Annotated in this window: 15 protein-coding genes and 2 pseudogenes; 10 read left to right on the top strand and 7 right to left on the bottom strand. The window is 69.1% G+C overall.

Annotated features, from left to right (window positions below; translation table 11 throughout):
- The first annotated feature begins 733 nt into the window (after positions 1–733).
- Genes ACTOQ3_RS05795 through ACTOQ3_RS05780 form a run of 4 tightly spaced genes read left to right on the top strand, consistent with a single transcriptional unit; the run spans position 734 to position 9,055 of the window.
- Positions 734–2,275: a DUF2397 domain-containing protein gene (locus ACTOQ3_RS05795; RefSeq protein ID WP_440082371.1), complete on the top strand. Its 1,542-nt coding sequence runs from the start codon at positions 734–736 to the stop codon at positions 2,273–2,275.
- The gene (locus ACTOQ3_RS05790; protein WP_440082370.1) at positions 2,272–3,513 is read left to right on the top strand and encodes a TIGR02678 family protein; all 1,242 of its coding nucleotides are present in this window, start codon (positions 2,272–2,274) and stop codon (positions 3,511–3,513) included. The genes ACTOQ3_RS05795 and ACTOQ3_RS05790 overlap by 4 nt, the downstream gene beginning before the upstream one ends.
- A complete protein-coding gene (locus ACTOQ3_RS05785; RefSeq protein ID WP_440082369.1) occupies positions 3,510–7,727 on the top strand; it encodes a TIGR02680 family protein in 4,218 nt (1,405 codons plus the stop codon). The genes ACTOQ3_RS05790 and ACTOQ3_RS05785 overlap by 4 nt, the downstream gene beginning before the upstream one ends.
- The gene (locus tag ACTOQ3_RS05780; RefSeq protein WP_440082368.1) at positions 7,724–9,055 is read left to right on the top strand and encodes a TIGR02679 family protein; all 1,332 of its coding nucleotides are present in this window, start codon (positions 7,724–7,726) and stop codon (positions 9,053–9,055) included. Before ACTOQ3_RS05785 ends, ACTOQ3_RS05780 begins: the two co-directional genes overlap by 4 nt.
- Before the next feature lie 25 nt (positions 9,056–9,080).
- On the opposite strand, the gene ACTOQ3_RS05775 is transcribed toward ACTOQ3_RS05780, so the two are convergent.
- Entirely contained in the window at positions 9,081–9,323 is a 243-nt protein-coding gene (locus ACTOQ3_RS05775) for a hypothetical protein (RefSeq protein WP_440082367.1), read from the bottom strand.
- Positions 9,320–9,751, bottom strand: coding sequence for an ATP-binding protein (locus tag ACTOQ3_RS05770; RefSeq protein ID WP_440082366.1), 432 nt, complete (start codon positions 9,749–9,751; stop codon positions 9,320–9,322). The genes ACTOQ3_RS05775 and ACTOQ3_RS05770 overlap by 4 nt, the downstream gene beginning before the upstream one ends.
- 380 nt (positions 9,752–10,131) lie before the next feature.
- Here ACTOQ3_RS05770 and ACTOQ3_RS05765 point away from each other — a divergent pair, with 380 nt between their 5' ends.
- On the top strand, positions 10,132–10,983 hold the full coding sequence (locus ACTOQ3_RS05765; RefSeq protein WP_440082365.1) for a helix-turn-helix domain-containing protein: 852 nt from the start codon (positions 10,132–10,134) through the stop codon (positions 10,981–10,983).
- Positions 10,984–10,994: 11 nt separating this feature from the next.
- Entirely contained in the window at positions 10,995–11,198 is a 204-nt protein-coding gene (locus ACTOQ3_RS05760) for a DUF397 domain-containing protein (RefSeq protein WP_440082364.1), read from the top strand.
- Positions 11,199–11,206: 8 nt separating this feature from the next.
- Here the strand turns inward: ACTOQ3_RS05760 and ACTOQ3_RS05755 are convergent, their stop codons facing one another.
- Complete coding sequence (locus ACTOQ3_RS05755; RefSeq protein WP_440082363.1) at positions 11,207–12,409, bottom strand: McrC family protein; 1,203 nt, start codon at positions 12,407–12,409, stop codon at positions 11,207–11,209.
- Positions 12,406–12,939 carry an AAA family ATPase gene (locus ACTOQ3_RS05750; protein WP_440082566.1) on the bottom strand — a complete coding sequence of 178 codons (534 nt, stop codon included), beginning with the start codon at positions 12,937–12,939 and terminating at the stop codon, positions 12,406–12,408. Before ACTOQ3_RS05750 ends, ACTOQ3_RS05755 begins: the two co-directional genes overlap by 4 nt.
- Before the next feature lie 293 nt (positions 12,940–13,232).
- Between ACTOQ3_RS05750 and ACTOQ3_RS05745 the strand changes: the two genes are divergently transcribed.
- The 3 genes and pseudogenes from ACTOQ3_RS05745 to ACTOQ3_RS05735 form a co-directional block, all read left to right on the top strand.
- Positions 13,233–13,646 carry a hypothetical protein gene (locus tag ACTOQ3_RS05745; protein WP_440082571.1) on the top strand — a complete coding sequence of 138 codons (414 nt, stop codon included), beginning with the start codon at positions 13,233–13,235 and terminating at the stop codon, positions 13,644–13,646.
- A pseudogene (locus tag ACTOQ3_RS05740) lies at positions 13,565–13,807 on the top strand (hypothetical protein); the annotation flags it as partial. The gene ACTOQ3_RS05745 and the pseudogene ACTOQ3_RS05740, both read left to right, overlap by 82 nt.
- Positions 13,808–13,908: 101 nt before the next feature.
- Positions 13,909–14,781 (top strand): annotated as a pseudogene (locus ACTOQ3_RS05735) (AAA domain-containing protein); the annotation flags it as partial.
- Positions 14,782–14,812: 31 nt separating this feature from the next.
- Here the strand turns inward: ACTOQ3_RS05735 and ACTOQ3_RS05730 are convergent.
- Positions 14,813–16,036: an MFS transporter gene (locus ACTOQ3_RS05730; RefSeq protein WP_440082362.1), complete on the bottom strand. Its 1,224-nt coding sequence runs from the start codon at positions 16,034–16,036 to the stop codon at positions 14,813–14,815.
- 86 nt (positions 16,037–16,122) lie between these two features.
- Between ACTOQ3_RS05730 and ACTOQ3_RS05725 the strand changes: the two genes are divergently transcribed.
- The gene (locus tag ACTOQ3_RS05725) at positions 16,123–17,061 is read left to right on the top strand and encodes a GlxA family transcriptional regulator (protein ID WP_440082361.1); all 939 of its coding nucleotides are present in this window, start codon (positions 16,123–16,125) and stop codon (positions 17,059–17,061) included.
- A gap of 55 nt (positions 17,062–17,116) precedes the next feature.
- Here ACTOQ3_RS05725 and ACTOQ3_RS05720 read toward each other — a convergent pair whose 3' ends face one another.
- Both ACTOQ3_RS05720 and ACTOQ3_RS05715 read right to left on the bottom strand, forming a co-directional pair.
- Positions 17,117–17,707: a hypothetical protein gene (locus tag ACTOQ3_RS05720; RefSeq protein ID WP_440082360.1), complete on the bottom strand. Its 591-nt coding sequence runs from the start codon at positions 17,705–17,707 to the stop codon at positions 17,117–17,119.
- A 369-nt stretch (positions 17,708–18,076) separates the two neighbouring features.
- Positions 18,077–19,033: an epimerase gene (locus ACTOQ3_RS05715; RefSeq protein ID WP_440082359.1), complete on the bottom strand. Its 957-nt coding sequence runs from the start codon at positions 19,031–19,033 to the stop codon at positions 18,077–18,079.
- Between the last annotated feature and the right edge of the window lie 113 nt (positions 19,034–19,146).

Below are 19,146 nucleotides of genomic sequence, written 5' to 3'. Positions count from 1 at the left end.
AACCCATGAAGCGGCGTTGTTCGATCCCTTCGTCGTCTGCTCGATCAACACCGCGTCGGCCAGGCGGCAGGCCATGGGAGATACCAGCGAGACCAGCCCCTGTCAGATGAACAGCCCAGGGTTCGATGGAGACTCTGATGCACCCCGGCTTCTGTGGAGTTGATTTGATTGACTCACATGCACAAGATCCGTATGTCTCCACGCGGGACGTCGACGCGCCGCGCCTATGTCCTGCAGCACCCGGGTCGCTCTGACGGGGCGTTGATCACCGACGACACCCGAGCGATCAAACGGAGCGGCGAGGACCTGTTCGGCCTGACCCGATGACCACGTCCGCAAACGGATGCCCCGGCACCGGCGCGTGACCACAGCCATAATCGCCCTGGCCTTCCTGTGCTTCCATCCGAGCCGGCCTGCCCATCGACCTCGCAACCGCCCCTGCGCCTCTATAGCGCCTCAGAGCACTCTGATCATAACTTTTCAGACACCCCCGAAAACTCCGTCATAAAGACCAAAATCACCTTTAATCACATATATACAGATAGGTCCTAAAACGTCTTTATTGCATGCAAAATTCCACACTCTCAGACCGTGTTCGTCGAACACATTTCGAGAACGTTTTCGAATCCTTCGTGGAAGATTAACAGTTCGAAAATGTCGGAGGTTCATCTACCGTAAGCGGATACCCTTCGGCGAGTGGCGACTTGTGCTGATCACACAAGATGGGTAGGACATGGAGCTGGATGACGCGAAGGATTTTCCGGCGGAGGCACGAGCGCGACTGGACCTTTATCGGTATGCGACCGCCGACAAGCACGCCCATGAGTACGTGGCGCTGATGCGGCTCTTCACCAACACCTTGCTCACGGATTTGTCAGCCACGGAGGCCGCCACGCTGCTGGAGGAGGCCGGGATCACGCTGTCGGCGGACGACGTCGAAGACCGATGCCGGCGACTCGAGTCATGGGGAAATCTGGTCCGGTCGGTGCGCGACGCCCGGGTGGCGACCGTCTCGGAGTGGCTGCGCTCCCGTTCCCGATATCAGGTCTCGAAACTCGGCGGCAGGGCACACCGGCAGGTCGAGGAGCTGCTATCCGCGACCGACGGAGCGCGAGAAGTGGCCCGTGAGCTGCTCGGGAGCACAGCCGAGATCCTCGACCACATCCTGGCGCGACTCTCGGACGGCCGGCGGATGGACGCCGAAGCGCTGGCCGCCGATGTGACCACCGTCTTCAACAACCAGCGATTTTTCACCGAAAGCGTGCGAGATTTCTACGCTTATCTTCATCAAGTCATGTCCCGATATGACCTGGCGGGAGCCGAGTACGCGGCGTTCAAGACCCTGCTCCTCGAATACGTCGACCTCATATCAGCCGATGTCGCCCGGCACGCGCCCGCGGTCGCCGACCGGCTGGACAGAATACTTCCCGATCTTGACCGGCTTCTCGCGGTGCTCGCCGCGCTTCCTGGACTAACCGGTCCTGATGGTAGCCCGGCCGAGCGCTCGCCTGGCCGGACTGCCGCCGAGTGGACCGAGCTGGCCGCGTGGTACGGCAGGGACGGCCGCTCGGGGCCCGCCCAGCTGCGCGCGGCAGCGGAGCAGGCACTCGGCCAGCTCCTCGCGAACGCGAAGCGCATGCTGGCCGCCGCGGGCACCGGAGTGTCCAGACGTGCCGATCTCCTTCGTCTCGCGACATGGTTCGCCGAGGCCGACACCGAGGAGGCGCACCGTATCTTCGCGGCGGCGTTCGGCGCCTACCCCTCCCGGCACCTGCTCATGGGCCCTGACGAGGTCGGCGGCCGGGCCACGGCGAGCACCTCGTGGTGGGACGCCGACCCGGTCGACGTACCGGTATCGCTGCGGGAACGCGGCGACCGCACGGCACGGGGGCGCACGGCACGCGTTCCCGACCCGGGTCTCGACCGTGAGCGGCTGCTGGCGGAAGCGGACGAGGAGGTCGCCCGCAAGGCCGGGGCGGCGGCCGAGCTCATCGCCGTGGGAGACCTGAGCGAGGCCAGGATCACCCGTGCGGCCTGCGAGCTGTTGCTGGACAAGCTCTCCGATCTGCTGGCCGTCACACCGGATCTGACCGGTTCGGTCACGTCCGTGGACACAGACCTGGACCTGGCTCTGGTCGTCGTACCCCGCCCAGGAGGCGTAACCCGCGTGTACTCCGATGACGGCCGGCTCACCGTCCATGATCTGGGCCTGAGCGTCACCTCGCTCACCGACGTCGCCATGTCCGACGACGACCAGACGGGAACCGAGGGATGACGATCGCAGCCCATGACGCCGACGAGCGACGCGTCGCCGCCCGTGCTCTTCTCGCCGACCCCGTGCTCACCGCGCATCGGCACCCCGAACAGCTCGCCCTCGTACGCAAGCACTCCGGCGCGCTCAAGTCGACCTTCGCCAGGTTGCTGGGCTATGCCCTGGTGGTCGAGACCGGTTTCGCCCGGCTGGTCAAGGCGCCGCTGTCGCCCGACGCCCCGGTCCGCCCCGCTCGCCGCCACTCCGGCGGTGAGTTCACGCCACGGACCTACGCCTATCTCGCCCTGGTCTGTGCCGGTCTGCTGGCGTCGGATGTGGGGGAACAGGTCCTGGTGTCGCAGCTCGTGGAGCAGATCCGGGCGGACGCCGCCACCACGGGCATCACGATCGACGACACACTCGCCGAACGACGCGACCTCGTCGCCGCGATCGACTTCCTGCTCGCCTGGGGCGTGCTGACGGAGACGGACGGAAGCGTGGTGGCATGGGGTGAGCGCCGCGAGGAGGCGTTGCTGACCGTCAACCGGAGCCTGCTGCCACACCTGGTCGCGCGCCCCCTCTACCCGCTCGCGCGCCCCGAACTCCTGTGGGCCGACGATCCGAACGTGCCCGACCAGCCCCGTCGTTCCCTCCGTCGCAAGCTGGTGGAGAACCCGGTGGTGCATCGCGGGGATCTCAGTGAGGCGGAGCGCGACGTGCTGAGCAGGGAGCGCACCGAGCTCACCCGCGTTCTGGACGAGAGTTTCGGCCTGGGGCTCGAAGTCAGGGCGGAGGGCGCTCTCGCGTACGACGCGGACGAACGACTCACCGATGTCGCCTTCCCCGGTACCGGAACCGTGCGGCAGGCCGCGCTGCTCCTCCTCGACGCGCTCATCGAGGTTCTCGAACCGAAGGCCGCCGGGCAGGTGATCCTCGACGGCCGGACCATGACAGGCGTGCTCGCGCCGTGGCCGGTCGTCGACGACAGGCTGGGCGAGCTCGCGCTCCGCCACGCCAAAGCGTGGCGGAGCGACATCGTGAACGATCCGATCCGCTTCCGGGACGAGGTCGTTCACCTGCTGGCGTCCGTGGGCCTGGCCACCGTCGTGACCGAGGGAGTGGTCGTCCATCCGGCCGCCGCCCGTTACCGGCCCAGCGTACGAGACGTGTCGGCCACGACACGCGCCAGGCGGCGGCTCGGCGCCGACCCGCGGGAAATGCAGGACCCGTTGTTCACGGACGAGACCGGAGAGACGGCATGACCACCATGGATCGTACGAGTCCGATCTCCGTGATCGACAGGTCCGCAGGCCTTGAGCAGACCCCGCCACAACACCATCCGCATCGGTGGCGCCTGCATCGGGCAGGAATGATCAACGTCTGGCACTACTACGAGACCGAGTTTTCCTTCTCCGGCGGACGCCTGGTGCTGCGAGGCACCAACGGTTCGGGGAAGTCCAGGGCCCTGGAAATGCTCCTGCCCTTCCTCCTCGACGGTGACCGCCGCAGGATGGACGCGACCGGATCCGGCCGCGTGCGCCTCGAAGACCTGATGCGCGCCGGTGGGCAGGAGCAGCCCAACCGGCTCGGCTACCTCTGGCTGGAACTCGTCCGCCACGGAGAAGGCGGGAAAACCTCGGACGGGACGACAGAGCCGGAGTACATCACGCTGGGCTCACTTGTCCGGTTCGCGAGATCCACCGGTGAGGCGAAAGCGTGGTATTTCACCACACCATGTCGAGTCGGACACGATCTGATCCTGCTCGGCGACGACCGTACCCCGCTGTCGCGTGAGGGGCTGGCCGAGGCGATAGGCGCGGATCGCATCGCCGACTCACCGGATGTCCATCGTGAACGCGTCCGCGCCACGGTCTTCGGGCTGACGGGCGATTCGGGCAAGGAGCGTTTCGCCGGTCTGCTCCAGTTGCTGCGGACACTTCGGGCGCCGGATGTCGGTAATCGGATCGACGAGGGCAGGCTGCCGCAGATTCTGGCCGACGCGTTGCCGCCGCCCGGTGAGGCCGCGCTGTCGCGAGCGGGCGAGCAGCTCGACGGTCTTTCGGAGACGCGCGCCGCTCAGCAGAGGCTGGAGACGGCGTACCGGGCGGTCTCCGGATTCCTCGACATCTACCGGCGGTACGCCGTGGGTGTCCTGAGCGAGACCGCCGAGGCCGCCCAGGCAGCCGCCACCGCCGTCCGGAAGGTCGAACGGCGTGCTGAAAAGCTGCGCGGCGAGCATGTGCTGCTGACCGAGCAGCACACGCAGGCGGAGGCCAAGACAGCGGAGCTGGCGACCGACGAGGAGGAGTTGCGCAGGAGCGTCGAGGGCATCCGCGCCTCGAAGGCGTACGGCGCCGTCCGTGATCTCGACGAGCGGGAGCGCAGGGTCCAGGCGCTCGGGGGTACCGCCGAGTTGGCGATCCAGATGGCGATCGCCGCCCGGATCGACGAGGCGGGCAAGGTGGCGGGAGCCGACGAGCGTGCCCGCGAGGCCGTCGAGGCGGCCCGCATCGCCGCGGAGGCCATCGAGGAGACGCGGGATCCATTGCTGGGCGCCGGGGTACACGCCACCATGCCCGGTGTCGCCTGCGTCATGACCGACGGCGAAGCGGATGCCATGGAAATGGTCAGGCTCGGTCTGCACACCGAACCCGAGCCGCTCACCCGCCCGGTCCCGGCGCGCCTGGAGACGACCCCCTCGGACCTGGACGGCGCCGTTGACCAGGTGAACAAGGTCTCCCACACGGCGAAACAACGTGGCGCGCACGCGGGCACGCGCCTGGAGCAGGCGCGCCGTCTCGACAAACAGGCACGCGATGTTGAATTCGCTGACAGGAAAGCCTCCGAGGTCGAACAGCGGCTGGCCGACGCCGTGACGGAGGCGGAGGGGGAGGAAAGGGCCAGAGACGCCGCCGCGCTCGCCCTCGCGCGCGACTGGACGGCCTGGATAACCGGTGAGCCGACCCGGACGTTGCTGAGCGGCGTCGATTGGGCCGCGACCGCTCTCCGGCCGGTGCTCGACGACACCGGCGCGCTCGTCGGCGACGACACGATGGATCTGCTCACCGCGCTCGACCACGTGGTGAGGCCGGCTGCCGACGCGGTTCACGACCGGCTCTCCCGTGCTCTCGCCATGCTCGACTCCGAGGACCGGGCGGACAGGGAACGACGGCAGGCGCTGGAGGACGAGCGGAAGGGGTTGCTCGCCGCGCGCGATCCGGATCCGCCCCTGCCGCACTGGACGCGCCCGGTGTCCGGCGACGAGGTGCCGTTGTGGCGTGCCGTCGACTTCGCCGCCCAGCTGGACGAGGGGCAACGCGCGGGTCTTGAGGGCGCCCTGCTCGCCTCGGGACTGCTGACGGCCACGATCACGGACAGCGGTCTCGCGGCCCCGGACGGCCGGCTCCTGCTGCGCGCCACCGGCCCTCTGGCCGCGAATCCGCTGAGCGACGCGCTGGTCGTCGAGGCCGTGTCCGCGCTTCCGGCGGAACTGGTGCGCAATGTGCTCGACCGCGTCGCGCTGGGCGATCAGGGCCATCCCACCTGGGTGGACACCGAGGGTTCCTGGGGCAACGGTCCCCTCACCGGTCGCCACCGGACGGCGACGGCCCGGCACATCGGCGCAGCCGCCAGGGCTGCCGCCCGGGCCGCCCGGCTCACCGAGATCGACGCCTCGCTCGCCGCCCTGGCCGATGCCGCCGAGAATCGAGCCCTTCGGCGGCAGGCGCTGCACGACGAACGCGACGCGCTCGACTCTCACCTGCGCACCGCGCCGACAAGCGAGTCGGTCCGGTCGGCCCACACGCTGACGGTCGCCGCGCGGCAGCGGGTGAAGAAAGTCGAGCCGATGTGCCACGAAGCGCGCAAGGCCGCCGTCGACCTCCGCCGGGAGTGGACCGCCGCCCTCGCCGCGCACCGGGCGGCATGTGTCGAATTCGACCTGCCGACCGCCAGTGACGAGCTCTCCGCGGTGCGGGACGGGCTCCGGGACGCCGTACGCCTGTGCAGGACAGCCGGGCAGCGACTGGCAGAGCTGCGCGACCGTGTCGGCCTGCACGCGAATGCCGTGGCCGGAGCGCGGGAGGCTCGGCGGCCACGGCACGATGCCGAGGTGGCCGCCGCCGAGAAGTGGGGCACGTGGCACGGGGAGGCCGCGGAGCTGGCCGCGATCAGGGAGACCATGGGCGCCACGGCCGAGCGGGCACGAGCCGATCTGCACTCCGCCGAGGCGGGGCTGGCGGCGTGCCGTCGTGAACTGGAATCCACCCGCAAGTGCGCCGCCGAGCTTGCGGGGCGGAAGGGCAAGGCTGAAGCCGAGGCGCGGTTGGCTCGGGAGGACGCCCAGCGGGAGCATGCCCTGCTCAGCAAGGCGGCGGAGAGGCTTCTCACCCGGCTGGCGCTCCCCGGAGTGGCGGCGGCCGCGACCGGGCAACCTCGTTTCCATGTCCCGTCGACGCACATCGATCCCCCCAACGTCGAGGCGGCCGTCGGGGTCGTGATGGCCGCGCTGGACAGGCGCGGTCAGGTCGCCGATGAGAACGCGCTGATCCGTGCCCAGCAGATAGTGGAACGCGAACTCGCCGGCGGCTTCGACGTCATCCCCACGGTGCGGGACGGCGTCCGGTTGACGGCGATCGCCGACGCGGCCGGCCAGCGTTCGCTGCCGGAGGCCGCCGCCGATCTCCATCACCAGTGCGAAGCGGGGCGGTCGGCGCTGAGCGACCGCGAACGACGCGTCTTCACCGAGTTCATTCTCGGTGGCGTCGCCGAGGAACTCCGGCAGCGGCTCAAGCAGGCCAAGGAGTTGATCCAGGCCATGAACGTGAGCCTGGCCGGCATCAGCACCAGCCATGGCATCGGGGTCAAGTTGCGCTGGAACCTCTCCGAGGCCGCGGGCCCCACCGTCGCCCGGATCCGCGCGCTCGTCGCCACGGCCGGCGACGTACGCTCCCCCGAGCAAGAGAACGAGCTGACCGAGCTGCTCAACGCTCGCGTCAGCGAGGAGTTCGCCACGGATCCGACCGCGGGATACGCGACCCACCTGAAGGCGGCGCTGGACTACCGGTCGTGGCATGAGATGGAGGTCGTCATCACGGGCCCCGAGCAGGGGCGGGAGCGGAAGATCAGCCGACGGGCCAAACTGAGCCAGGGAGAGATCCGGTTCGTGTCGTACGTGACGTTGTTCGCCGCGGCCGACGCCTACCTGTCCGGCCTGCCGGACACGGCCCGTGCGCTCCGGCTCATCCTGCTCGACGACGCCTTCGCCAAGGTCGACAACCCCACGATCGGAGAGCTGATGGGTCTGCTCGTCCGGCTCGACCTGGACTTCGCGATGACCGGCCACGCGCTGTGGGGCTTCTATCCGCAGGTTCCCTCGCTGGACTGCTACGAGATCCGGCGCGGGGAGGGCACCGCCGCGGTGACCACCCACATCCACTGGGACGGCCACAATCGTCATCTGCGACCCGCCCGGTGAGCCCACCCGTCGAGCCCCGGCTGCCGGAACGCACCCGGCGCTACCTCGCCGATGCCTGCCTCGCTCCCCTGTGGACGGCCGTACGCGGCAAGCTGGAGCGCGGCAGGCTCGCCGTGGCGGGAACGGTCACCGTGACGCTCGACGAGAACGGCGCCGACCGGCTGTCCGGCCTGCTCGGCAGGCCCGTCGCCGCGGGCCGGATCCGCGTCTCCCTCACCGCGCTCGACGAGGCCCTCCGGTCCTCTGCGGCGGCCGCGGGTCTGGTCACGGTCGTCGCGCAGCTCACCGGGGACGGTCTTGTGGATCGAGCGGCGATCAGAGAGAGGGCACACGCCTCGTGGGCCGACGTATGGGCGCGACTGGACGCCGCGCTGGCGGCTGCCGGAGCCGTGCGGACACATTGGGCCCCGGCGTTCGTCGAAGGCATACGTCGCTCGGGACTGCTGACCCGGGCCGGTGTCGACACCGCAGCCGTGGCGGTCACCCAATTCGCGGCCGTGCTCGCCGAACTCTCGGCATCAGGTGATTTCGGCAGCCCGGCTACGCGAGGCACCGGATGGGAGATCGCGGAGCTGGCCGGCCGCTGTCTCGGCGACGCGCACGGCCTCGACGACGGCAGGCTCCCCGGCTCACTCGTGTTGCGTGCGGCCGCCGCCGCGTTCGGCGTCGCCGTACCGGAGACGGCCGAGGAACGGCGCGACCTGTGGGCGCGGCTGGGAGTCGCTACCGACCTGGTGTCGGGCACCGTCCTCGTCTGGTCCCTGCGGCCACCGGGGAGCGATCCCTGGTCGGCGATGATGCGGGACCGCGCCGACATGGAGCTGGTCACGCACCTGACCCTGCACGAACTCCGCGGCGCGGCGGCGGAAGCCCGGCTCGCCGCCCCCGGCACGCACGTGTTCGCGTGCGAGAATCCGCAGGTCCTGCAGGCGGCGGCGAGGGCGCGCATAGCCGCCCCCATTGTCTGCCCGGCGGGCAATCCGTCCGTCGCGGGCTGGGTGGCGTTGCGGCGGCTCGTGGACGCGGGTGTGATCGTTCGCTATCACGGTGACTTCGACTGGCCCGGGGTCGCGATCGCGGCCCGCATGTTCGCGGCCGGTCTGAAGCCGTGGCGGATGGGCGCCGACGACTACCGGGATGCCGTGGCCACGCTCCCGCCGGACGCGAGGCTCGCTCTGACCGGCTCGCCGAACCCGACGCCGTGGGATCCGGTCCTTGAGGACACGATGCGCCGCCGAAACTCCGCCGTCCATGAGGAGATGCTGCTGTCGACCTTGCTCACCGATTTGCGCGCGTACGAGGCGGCTCCATCGGCCCTCCCATCGTGAGCGACGGTTCCGGTGCGGGGATGCGTCACGGCCGGTCACGGTACGGCTCGTGATCGCCCGGTGGACACGACGGGTTGCACAACACGTCCACCCAGACGTCGGTGACCGGCGCAGTGATCCGCTCGACGACGTCGGCCGGGATCGCGTCGTCCACGAGGTCGACCCAGATCGCGCGTACGGCGGCGGCCAGAGTGACGATGCAGGTGCCGCAGCGTACGCAGACGCGCACGTCGTCCGGCATGTCCAGGACGGACAGCGGGCCGCTCACCGGGATCCCGGCTCCACGCAGACGAACCAGACGGTCTTGCCCTGCGGCGCGGACTCGACGCCCCACCGGTCGGCGTAGGCCGCGACGATCGCCAGTCCGCGCCCGTGTTCTGAGTCCGGTCCTGCCAGAAGCGGGCTCGGCCACACGATGCTGTGGTCGGTGACCTCCCCGCACACGATTCGCCCGTGCCGGTGCAGCGAGAGCGTGATCGGCGCCCTCCCGTGCACGACCGCGTTGCTCACCAGCTCGGACACGACCATGGTCACGTCCTCCGCCACGGCGGAGATGCCCCAGGCGACAAGGGCTTCACGCGCCAGCCGACGCACGGCGCCGACCACTTCAAGATCGGCGGGCAGATCCCAGTACGCCTCCCGGCTGTTCTTGTCGTCTCTTACAGGGGGTGGAGGGATGAAGCTAGGGTTCTTCATGGGTCAGAGGGCTCCGAGTTCCTGATCCAGTCCTCGGGCTGGTGGTTGCGTCACCATGCCCGAGGACGCCAACGCTCGTGTCGTCACTGCTACTTGCCGGCTAATCGTCAGGCGGGTGCAAGCATGTCAATTAGCGACACATGCAGCGAAAGCGAAGATTTGACGCTTTTTCTGGCTACTCGCCTACCAGATAAACCGGCTTAAAACTCCTCAAGCTGCCTATCGCATCAACCTTCAGCGCCGTAACACCCACTCTCCGTCACCGGAAAGGCTAGCCTCATGATGGCCTCGAATACCTCGGAACGGCAATACCCAAAATCAACAAAGCCCAGTAAGCGCTATGTACCAATTTCCGTAAAAAGCAGGGGAGAAGATGAAACATGGCATACAGCCCAACAGTTAGGCGAAGGCGTCTTTCCAATGCCTTGCGTCAGTTCCGCGAATCCGCCGGCCTCGACTCCAAGGAGGCCGCACGGCGGCTTGGGTGGCAACCCAGCAAAGTGACCCGGATAGAACGGGACGAGTGGCGGCGCCCGACCATCAACGATGTCATGGACCTGCTCGACGTCTACGGCGTGACGGACGAAGCCAGACGGCAGGCCATCATCACCCTGGCACGAGAGAGCCGCCGACGTGGATGGTGGGAGGAGGAGTTCAAGGACATCCTGGGTGGGGCACTCGTCGGCCTGGAATGGGAGGCCTCGGAGATCCAGACCTTCGAGGCGACACTGATTCCCGGCCTGCTTCAAACCGCCGACTATGCCATGGCGGTTTTCAGGGGCGGCCAGGTGATGGGAACCGGCGACAACGAACGTCTGACCGAGGCACGCCTGGCTCGTCAACGACTCCTGGACCGCGAGGACCCACCGACCTTCTGGGCGGTGATCGACGAGGCCGCACTCCGCAAGCAGGTCGGCGGCATCGCCGTCATGCGCGACCAACTCCACAATCTGTGCCGGGTAGCCGAACGCGGGAACGTCGGCATCCAGGTGCTCCCGGATGCGGTCGGTGCGCACACCTCCATGACCGGCGGGTTCACGATCCTCGACTACCAGACCTCTGAGGATCCGAGCATCGTCTATGTGGAGGTCGGCGCAGCCGGTGATCTCTTTCTGGAGAAGCCGGAGGATGTGGCTCACTATCGGAAAAGCTACGGCTACCTCCGCGCATCCGCGCTGAGCGCGGACGCGTCAGTGACGTACATTGAAAATCTGGCCAAAAACCTTAAGTGAGGGAGAAAGTCATGGATCATACCCAGTCCGATCTCACCTGGCGCAAAGCCTCCCTCAGCTCGGCAGAGGGACAGAACTGCGTCGAGGTCGCGGCACTCCCCGGCGGAGGCCAGGCCGTACGGGACTCCAAGAACCCCACCGGTCCCGTCCTGAAATTCACCCAGAGCCAATGGAATACCTTCATCAACGACGTCAAGGACGGCGAGTTCGACTAGCGAGACCGCTACACGGGCGCGACCACGAGGAGTCGCCGAGCCAGAGCTTCCACCTCGGCGAGCAGCCCGGCCGGTGGCTGGTCGAGTTCGAGTGCGTGCTGGTGAATGGTGATGCGGGCATTCCGGACGCGGTGAGACGCGTGCGGGGCATTCCCCTTGGCGTAGACGAGGTGACCTTCCGGTAGGCCAAGCGCCGTGCAATAGGCGAGCATCTGGTAGAGGTCCGCGTCCGGGAAACCCTCTGGCTTCTCCGCCTTGTACTTGGCATCGGCCACGGCGAGCGGCTTGTTGTCGTCGGCGTACCAGACGAAGTCGGGAATCATCCGGATCGCCTGATGTTCGTCGAGGTGATGGGTGGCCTGGAGCACGCAGTGGCCACCGCTGTCGGCAAGCGCTTCGCGGAGGGCGACGGTGACGAAGTCCTCGAAAACCCTGGGCATGTCGAAGAGGAAGCCGTTCACGGTGACATCACCGGGCCTGTGCTCGACGGAGGCCCCCCGCAGGACGAGCTCGGCCAACCGCAAGGCGTTCCGGTAGCGGGCGTTGAGCCGGGTAGGCCGCCACCTGGGCAGTTCCTGACCGCGTCCGAGCACGGTGACGTCGGCCAGCCGGACGCGGAGTCGCAACAGCCTGCCGCGCACGTCGGTGGGAATGCCGCCGGGCAGGCGACAGAGCCGTTCGCAGGCGGCACGGAGGAGCTGGTTCTCGGCGATGTCGGAGGTGTACTCGTCGTGGGCGATCTCCAGTGCGATGAGCCTGCCGTGATGTCTGCGGATCTGCTTCGCCTCGCGGATACGGCCACGTACGACGAGGGAAGTCTCTTCGATGTTGCGGTAGCCCTGGAGCAATCCCTGACGCAGGGCCGTCTGCGCCTGCCGCTCGAAGAGACGGGCGAGCGCGGGCAGCTCCGGCTCCTCCTCCAATTGCACCTCCTCGTTTCGCCACCCCTTGGCGCTGAGGCTGTAGCCGAGGAGGAACAGGAGCCTGGCGATGGGCACCTTGGGCGTGATCCGCACGGTGACCGCCTCACCGCCGGGCACGGCGACCGTGGCCACACCGACCTTGCCCCCGGCCCTCACCCGCCACCGCCCTTGGCCGTACGGGTCGGGAGCGGCCTCGCCCAGGCGCGAGGTCGCGAGTGCCCGGCCGGCCGCGTCGTCGAGCGGGACCGAGCTTGCTGCGCCGTACTCGGTGAGCTCGATGACCGTCATGACGGGCCGAGCCCACCGGTCCCCGTGGAGGGCGCGAGGGCTGGGCGCAGCGAGCTCAGTCCGTAGCGCTGCTCGATGTTCACACCTTCCCCGTAGTGGTGTTCCTCCAGGAGCGGCAGGATCTTGGTACGCCAGGTGCGTTCGAGCCCGCCCTCGCGGTAGACACTCTTCTTCATCAGGTAGGAGGGCCCCACCCTGAAGTCCGGGTCAGCGATGCGGAAGTTGAGCGCGTCGGGGAGGTCGGCGGGCTCGGTGTCCCGTTCCTCGCGCGCGAGCCATCGGCGGAGCAGACCGCTGGTCGGCTCGGTCCGGGGTGAGAGCTCGACGAAGGCGAAGCGGCGGCGCATGGCGGCGTCCACGAGTGCGATGGAGCGGTCGACGGTGTTCATCGTGCCGATGACGAACAGGTTCGGCGGCAATGCGAAGTCATCGCCGGAATAGGTGAGCCGTACCGACCGGTTGCGGTATTCCAGCAGGAAGTACAGCTCGCCGAAGACCTTCGCCAGGTTGGCCCGGTTAATCTCGTCGATGAGGAGGAAGTGCGGGATGTGCCGGTTGCCCTAAGCCGAACCTGGTCACCGTCATCCAGAGAGCACTGGCAAACGGGCCCATTGGGGCTGATGACCTGCTCGTCACGATCCATCAGGCCGGACTGCGGCGAATCGATTCCGGGGCACTCTGGGAGATCTGCGCCACCCACTGCCTCGCCGATCTTCGTGACGGCATGTGGGTGCCGCGAGGATGGACACCTGCACCTGCCGTGCAGACTCGCCCTCGGGAGTCCGTCGAGGAGCGGGCCGCCGCGGAGGCGACCCGCCTGGCCATGTCGCTCGGCCTGCCCGCGCACGAGCCTCTGCCGCCCGCCGGTCCCATGTCGCCCAAGTGGCCCGAATCGGCCAGAAAGGCGGCGGCCGCGCTTCGTCACGAATTGACGGCCGTCTCCAACCGCCGGGTCCAGACCGATGTCCCGCTGATCGCAGTCGCGGGCGCGGCAGTGCCAGGAGGCAGTCTGAGGCGTTTCGAGGCGCAGGGCGAGATCGGCGCCTCCGAGGGCGCATCAGCCACGCTGATCATCGAGAATCAGCAGTTTCAGGTGGAGGTCGTGTCGGTGTTCGGCAGCGTGGTCACGCTGTCGACGCCACCCGGGGAGCTCCCCTGGCCCGGCGCCGCGTCGAGGAAGGCCGTCGACTGCGTGAATGTCGCAAAGACCTCAACGCTTTCAAGCAGCGGGAGCTGAACCGAACCGAGGAGACCGAGCGGCTGCGGTTGGAGACACAGATCGCCGAGTTGCAGGCGCTCCTGCGTGAGCTGGACGGCAGGCTCAGGCAGGTCCGGCGCCAGGTCTGCCGGGAGGCCACCGTGGTGGCCGCCACCGCTCACCAGCTCGCGCTGGAGACCCTCAAAAACCTCAGCTTCGACGTGGTTGTCCTCGACGAGGCGAGCATGACCACGGCCGCGCTCTCCATGCTCGTCGCCGGAGCAGGTAGCGGGCACAGGCCCGTTTGCTGGAGTCGCTTCTACCAGAGGATCACCTGGAGGACTGGGCGGCCTCCACGGTCCACCGCTTCCAGGGCGGCGAAAGAGACATCGTCATCTACGACACCGTCGACACCGGCCGTGGCGTCTCACCGCTCAACCGCTGGTTCACCGAGAGCCACGCCGGCAGCGAGGGCGCCCGCCTGCTCAACGTGGCGGCCAGCCGGGCACGTGACCACCTCGTGGTGATCGGCGCGCTGGACGCCCTGCACCACCGGTCCGCCGCCTCTCGTGACCCGGTGTGGACGTTCTTCGCCCACCTCGTCGACACCGCGGCACAGATGCCGTGGCAGGTGGCGGCCTCTACCGGGATGACCGAGCTCATTGATGAGGACCTCGTGGAACGGCTGCGGGCCGACATCAAACGAGCCGCGACGGTCGACATGTGGCTGCCACACGGTTCCCATCACGCTCTGCCGTTGCTCCTTCCCGAGCTCACCTCCGTCCACGGTGACGGCTCGGAAGCGGTGACGATCTGGATGGAGCCGGAGCGGGACGGCTACCTGTCCGTCGAAGCCCTCCAGGCCCGGCGAGAGGGGGTCAACATCCGGCCCTGTCTGCCCATCCTCGAATCCAGTGCCATCATCGGCGACGTCGTCCGGTCCTCATCGGCATCTCTCCTCGGGAAGGAACCGGGGCTCGTGCTCCGCACCGAGCACCGTGCCTTCGCCGGCGCCGCGCGCCGGGCCCAGCGGCGGCGCCCCGGCGCGGGAGCCCCGGGAAGCGGGCAACTCGGTGACGACTGCGGCCGGTGCCGCCGGATGCTGATCCGCTACGAGCAGGACCGTCGCGGCAGGACCGGTCTCCGTTACGAGTGTGCGGCCTGTGGGGCATAGCACCGAATTCGCAATTCGCGTCGACGGTGCGTCAGATCCGGCGCAGGCGGCGGATCGGCGGGATGAGCAGGAGCGCGGCGCAGACGGCGGCGGTGACGCCGGTCGAGACGAACAGCAGGTCCCGGGGTTCGACGATCGAGGAGACCGGGCCGACGAGGGCCTGGCCCACGGCGACGCCCGAGACCGAGCCGGCGACCTCGTAGGCGGTCACCCGGTTGAGGACGTCCGGGGCCACCTGCGTCTGGACGCTCGTCGACCACATCACCGACCAGAACGCCCAGGCGGCGCCGCCGAGCAGATGTCCCGCCATCAGCGGGAGAAGCGGGAGCTCCAGGGCGACCGACAGCGGGATGCAGGTGAAGCCGGTCAGGGCGACCGCGCCCGCGGCCAGGGGGCGGGCGGGGCGGAAGCGGATCGCGACCAGGCCGCCGATCACGGTGCCGGTGCCGAGGGCGGCCATCGCCCAGCCGTAGGCGGCCTCGCCCAGGCGGTCGCCGATCAGCCGGGAGCCGAGCGGGATGTAGGGGCCGAAGACGAACATGCCGAAGAAGACCCAGACCAGGATCACCGACCACATCCAGCTGCGGGAGCGGAACTCCGTCCAGCCGCGCCGCAGGTCGAGCAGGACCGTCGAGGACTCCCCGGCCCCGGTGGCGGGGGCGAGCCTGATCAGGGCCAGGCAGAGGCCGCTGACCAGGAAGGTGGCCGCGTCGAGGGCGTAGACGGCGCCCGCGCCGGTCAGCGCCATCAGCAGTCCGGCCAGGACCGGGCCGCCGAGCTGGGTGGCCGCGTCAGCGATCTTGAGGGTGCCGTTGGCCCGCTGGGGGTCCTTCGCGACCAGCGGGACCATGCCGTTGACGCCGGGCTGGAACATCGCGGCGGCCGTACCGGACAGCGCGGAGGCGACTATCAGCAGCCACAGCGACGGGGTGCCGGTGAAGAACGCGACGGCGAGCGCGCCCTGGGTGACGATCCGCACCAGGTCCGCGCCGACCATCATGGCGCGTGCGCCGATCCGGTCGGAGAAGACCCCGCCGAACAGAACGAACAGCACGAAGGGCGCCGTCCAGACGGCGAGAACGTACCCCACGCCCGAGACCCCGTAGACGGCGCCGACCGCCAGTGCCGTCGCGACCGGCATCATGGCGTCGCCCAGCAGCGACACCACCCGGGCGGCGAAATAGAAGGAGAAATCCCTGGTCCAGAGCGCGGGCGGAACGCTCGGGGCATCCTCACGATCGAGAATCGCGGTCATGTGACGAACTCCATGACCACTCATTCTGGATATCAGCGCATATCCCCACAGACGTCCTGAATGACATTATTAGGTACATTCTTGCCATGAGGCATCGCGTGGTCGCCCTGGTCGGCCCCACACAGGAGATGTACCCGGTGACCTGCGCGTCCGCCGTGTTCGGCTACCACGGTCCCGACATCCCCCAGCACTACGACTTCCGGCTCTGCGCCGAGCGGCCCGGCCCGATCCCGACCACGCTGGGCGCCGACATCGTCGTCCACGACGGCCTGGAGGCCCTGACGGAGGCCGACACGATCCTCATCGCGGGCTGGTGCCCAGGGCCGGACGTCTCCGCCGACCTCGGCGCGACGGTCCTGGCCGCCCACGGCCGCGGCGCGCGGATCGTCGGGATCTGCGCGGGCGTCCACGTCCCGGCGAGCCTGGGCCTGCTGGACGGCCGCGGCGCCGCGGCCCACTGGGAGCTGACCCACGAGCTGGGACGGCTCTACCCGAGGGTCCGCGCCGACGCGACCGTCCTGTACCTCGACCACGGCGACGTCGCGACGGCGGGCGCCACGGCCACCACCGTCGACCTGTGCCTCAACCAGGTCAGGCGCGAGCACGGCGCGGCCCTCGCCATGCGGATCGGCCGGCAGCTGTCGGCGGCCCCGCATCGGGAGGGCCGCCAGCGTCAGTACCCCGCGCCGCCGACGACCGGGCCGGTCCCCGACTCCCTCGCCCCGCTCCTCGACTGGATAACCGCCAATCTCGACCGGCCGCTGACCCTGGAGGACATGGCGGCCCGGTCGGGGATGTCGGCGCGCACCCTCAGCCGCCACTTCACCGAGCAGCTCGGCATCTCCCCCGGTCGCTGGCTGCTCGACCGGCGCATCGCCGGCACCCGCGCCCTGCTTGAGGAGACCGACCTTCCGGTGGAGACGATCGCCCGGCGCGTCGGCCTGTCCTCGGCGGTCAACCTGCGCCGCCGTTTCCACAAGGCGCTGAGCACCACCCCGGCCGCCTACCGGCGTTCCTTCCGCTGACCGGCGCCCGGCGGCGCTGCCGCGCGCAGGGCCGCGAACCACGCCGCCACCGCTGTCAGACGCCGGAGGCTTGGAGGGGGGCGGTCTCCTCCCTGGCGGTCCAGAGCCGTGCGGACATCCACGCGATGCCCACGGCCGCGATCACCAGGCCGGCCAGATAGACCGGTACGGGCACCAGGTTCCTGAGCGAGCCCGGGATCATGCCGGCGGCGTAGAGCGCGATCGCGGCGGCCGGGAGGGCACCCGAGCGCAGGGCCGCGACGCTGAAGGTCAGGACTCCCGCGATCAGCACGACCGAGGTGACGAGGAACGCCCGTCCGGTGCCCCCGGCCAGCAGCCCGTCGATCGTGGGCCTGCCCAGCAGCGGAAAGACGAAGTGCAGCGTGTACTCGATCGCGAACGCCCCGGCCAGGCCGGCCGAGTTGAGCAGGTAGCCGATGAGGCCGAGCCTGCCGGCCGTACCGCGTATCAGTAAGTAGAGGCCGGTGATCGCGAAGAGGCCGGCGAGCGCGCCGAACGGTGCGATGGCATGGGTGAGCGCGGTCTCCGGCAGCGCGCCCGCGCGGCGCAGGATGTTGACCAGCAACAGCACGGCGCAGACGAGGCCGGCCGCCCCGGTGGCCCGGTAGAGAGCTGATTGACGCATGGGGATACTCCATTCCTGTCGGTCATGACGCTCGTCATCGTGCGCGTTGCCGGCCACAAAGTTGAGTGGGTGCGTGAAGACGTAAGCACCCCGAAAGAGGGACGTAAGCACCCTGAAAGAACCGGGCCGACCGCGCCGCGAAAGGAGACCGGCTGGAACAGATGCCCCATCGGCGGAGCACCGTCCGGCGTCCGACACTTCGCGTCGACGACGGCTTCGGGCCGTCCGTCGCGATGAACGAGGATGTCGGGCCCGAAGACCACTCGCCTCCGCTGAAGTGGGGCTCCGGAAAGGAATGGTTCAGCCGGGTCCGTGGCCACCGGGCTCCGGGCGGCCGTCGAATCGTGGAACGCGGGAGCCCCGGAAGGCTCACCCGGTGACGCCGGACCCGTCGCGCACGCGCCGTACGAGGTCGCCGGCGGCCTCCGGCCAGCGGGCGTGGTCGAAGGCGAAACCCGCTTCGAGCAGGCGGCCGGGGACGACCCGGCGGCTCTTCAGCAGGAGTTCGGTGTCCGAGCGCAGCGCGAACGCGCCGAGCTCGGCCATCCACCTCGTCGCGGGCAGGCCGATCCGAACACCCCACGCGGCGCGCAGCACGCGCATGAACGTACGCTGCGGCAGAGGATCGGGGGCGGCGAGGTTCACCGGCCCGGCGAGGTCGTCCCGGCCGGCCAGGAACTCGACGGCGCGGACGAAGTCGCGATCGTGGATCCAGGACACGTACTGCGCGCCGCCCGCGATCGGGCCGCCGAGGCCGAGCCGCGCCATCCGCAGCAGGACGTCGAAGACGCCGCCGCGATCGGGACTCATCACCATGGCGGCGCGCAGGGCGACCTTGCGCGTGTGCGGGATCTCGGCTCGCTCCTGCGCCCGCTCCCACTCCTTCGCGATCTCGACGCTGCGGGCCCAGTAGCCGGGGACGCCGGGTTCGGTGCCGCCGAGCACGCCGGTCGCCTCGTCGTTGGGCGCGTCGAAGCGGTGGGCGTAGACGGTGGCGGTGCTCATCTGCAACCAGACCCGGGGAGGCCGCGCGGCGGCCGCGATCGCCTCGCCCACGACCCGGGTGGAGCGCACGCGCGAGTCCATCATGGCCCTCAGGTTGGCGGCGGTGTAACGGCAGTTGACGCTGCGCCCGGCCAGGTTGACCACGATGTCGCTACCGTCGATCTCCCGTGCCCAGGGTCCCACGGTCTCCCCGTCCCAGCGGACCTCACGCTCACGCACCGGCCGCCTGGTCAGCACCACGACGTCATGCCTCGCGGCCGTCAGCGCACGATCCAGGATCGCGCCCACCTGACCGCTTCCTCCGGGTATCACTATCTTCATCGGACTCCCCAGAACGTGTGAGACCACCGTAGTACAGTGCGCTGAACGCGTTCAAAAGAGGGTCGCCCTCCACGCCGGGGAATGCTCGGCGCACCTCTGAGCCCGCGGAGGCG

The organism is Streptosporangium sp. LJ11, assembly GCF_051918945.1.
GTDB lineage: Bacteria > Actinomycetota > Actinomycetes > Streptosporangiales > Streptosporangiaceae > Streptosporangium.
The sequence above is the reverse complement of the archived record's forward strand: the minus strand, read 5'-3'. Positions and strand labels throughout refer to the sequence as shown.

What these genes read in the sequence shown, in the direction of transcription:
- ACTOQ3_RS05795 (WP_440082371.1), top strand. Translation starts at nt 734, where the DNA reads ATGGAGCTGGATGACGCGAAGGATTTTCCGGCGGAGGCACGAGCGCGA.
- ACTOQ3_RS05790 (WP_440082370.1), top strand. Translation starts at nt 2,272, where the DNA reads ATGACGATCGCAGCCCATGACGCCGACGAGCGACGCGTCGCCGCCCGT.
- ACTOQ3_RS05785 (WP_440082369.1), top strand. Translation starts at nt 3,510, where the DNA reads ATGACCACCATGGATCGTACGAGTCCGATCTCCGTGATCGACAGGTCC.
- ACTOQ3_RS05770 (WP_440082366.1), bottom strand. Translation starts at nt 9,751, where the DNA reads ATGAAGAACCCTAGCTTCATCCCTCCACCCCCTGTAAGAGACGACAAG.
- ACTOQ3_RS05765 (WP_440082365.1), top strand. Translation starts at nt 10,132, where the DNA reads ATGGCATACAGCCCAACAGTTAGGCGAAGGCGTCTTTCCAATGCCTTG.
- ACTOQ3_RS05760 (WP_440082364.1), top strand. Translation starts at nt 10,995, where the DNA reads ATGGATCATACCCAGTCCGATCTCACCTGGCGCAAAGCCTCCCTCAGC.
- ACTOQ3_RS05755 (WP_440082363.1), bottom strand. Translation starts at nt 12,409, where the DNA reads ATGACGGTCATCGAGCTCACCGAGTACGGCGCAGCAAGCTCGGTCCCG.
- ACTOQ3_RS05745 (WP_440082571.1), top strand. Translation starts at nt 13,233, where the DNA reads ATGTCGCTCGGCCTGCCCGCGCACGAGCCTCTGCCGCCCGCCGGTCCC.
- ACTOQ3_RS05730 (WP_440082362.1), bottom strand. Translation starts at nt 16,036, where the DNA reads ATGACCGCGATTCTCGATCGTGAGGATGCCCCGAGCGTTCCGCCCGCG.
- ACTOQ3_RS05725 (WP_440082361.1), top strand. Translation starts at nt 16,123, where the DNA reads ATGAGGCATCGCGTGGTCGCCCTGGTCGGCCCCACACAGGAGATGTAC.
- ACTOQ3_RS05720 (WP_440082360.1), bottom strand. Translation starts at nt 17,707, where the DNA reads ATGCGTCAATCAGCTCTCTACCGGGCCACCGGGGCGGCCGGCCTCGTC.
- ACTOQ3_RS05715 (WP_440082359.1), bottom strand. Translation starts at nt 19,033, where the DNA reads ATGAAGATAGTGATACCCGGAGGAAGCGGTCAGGTGGGCGCGATCCTG.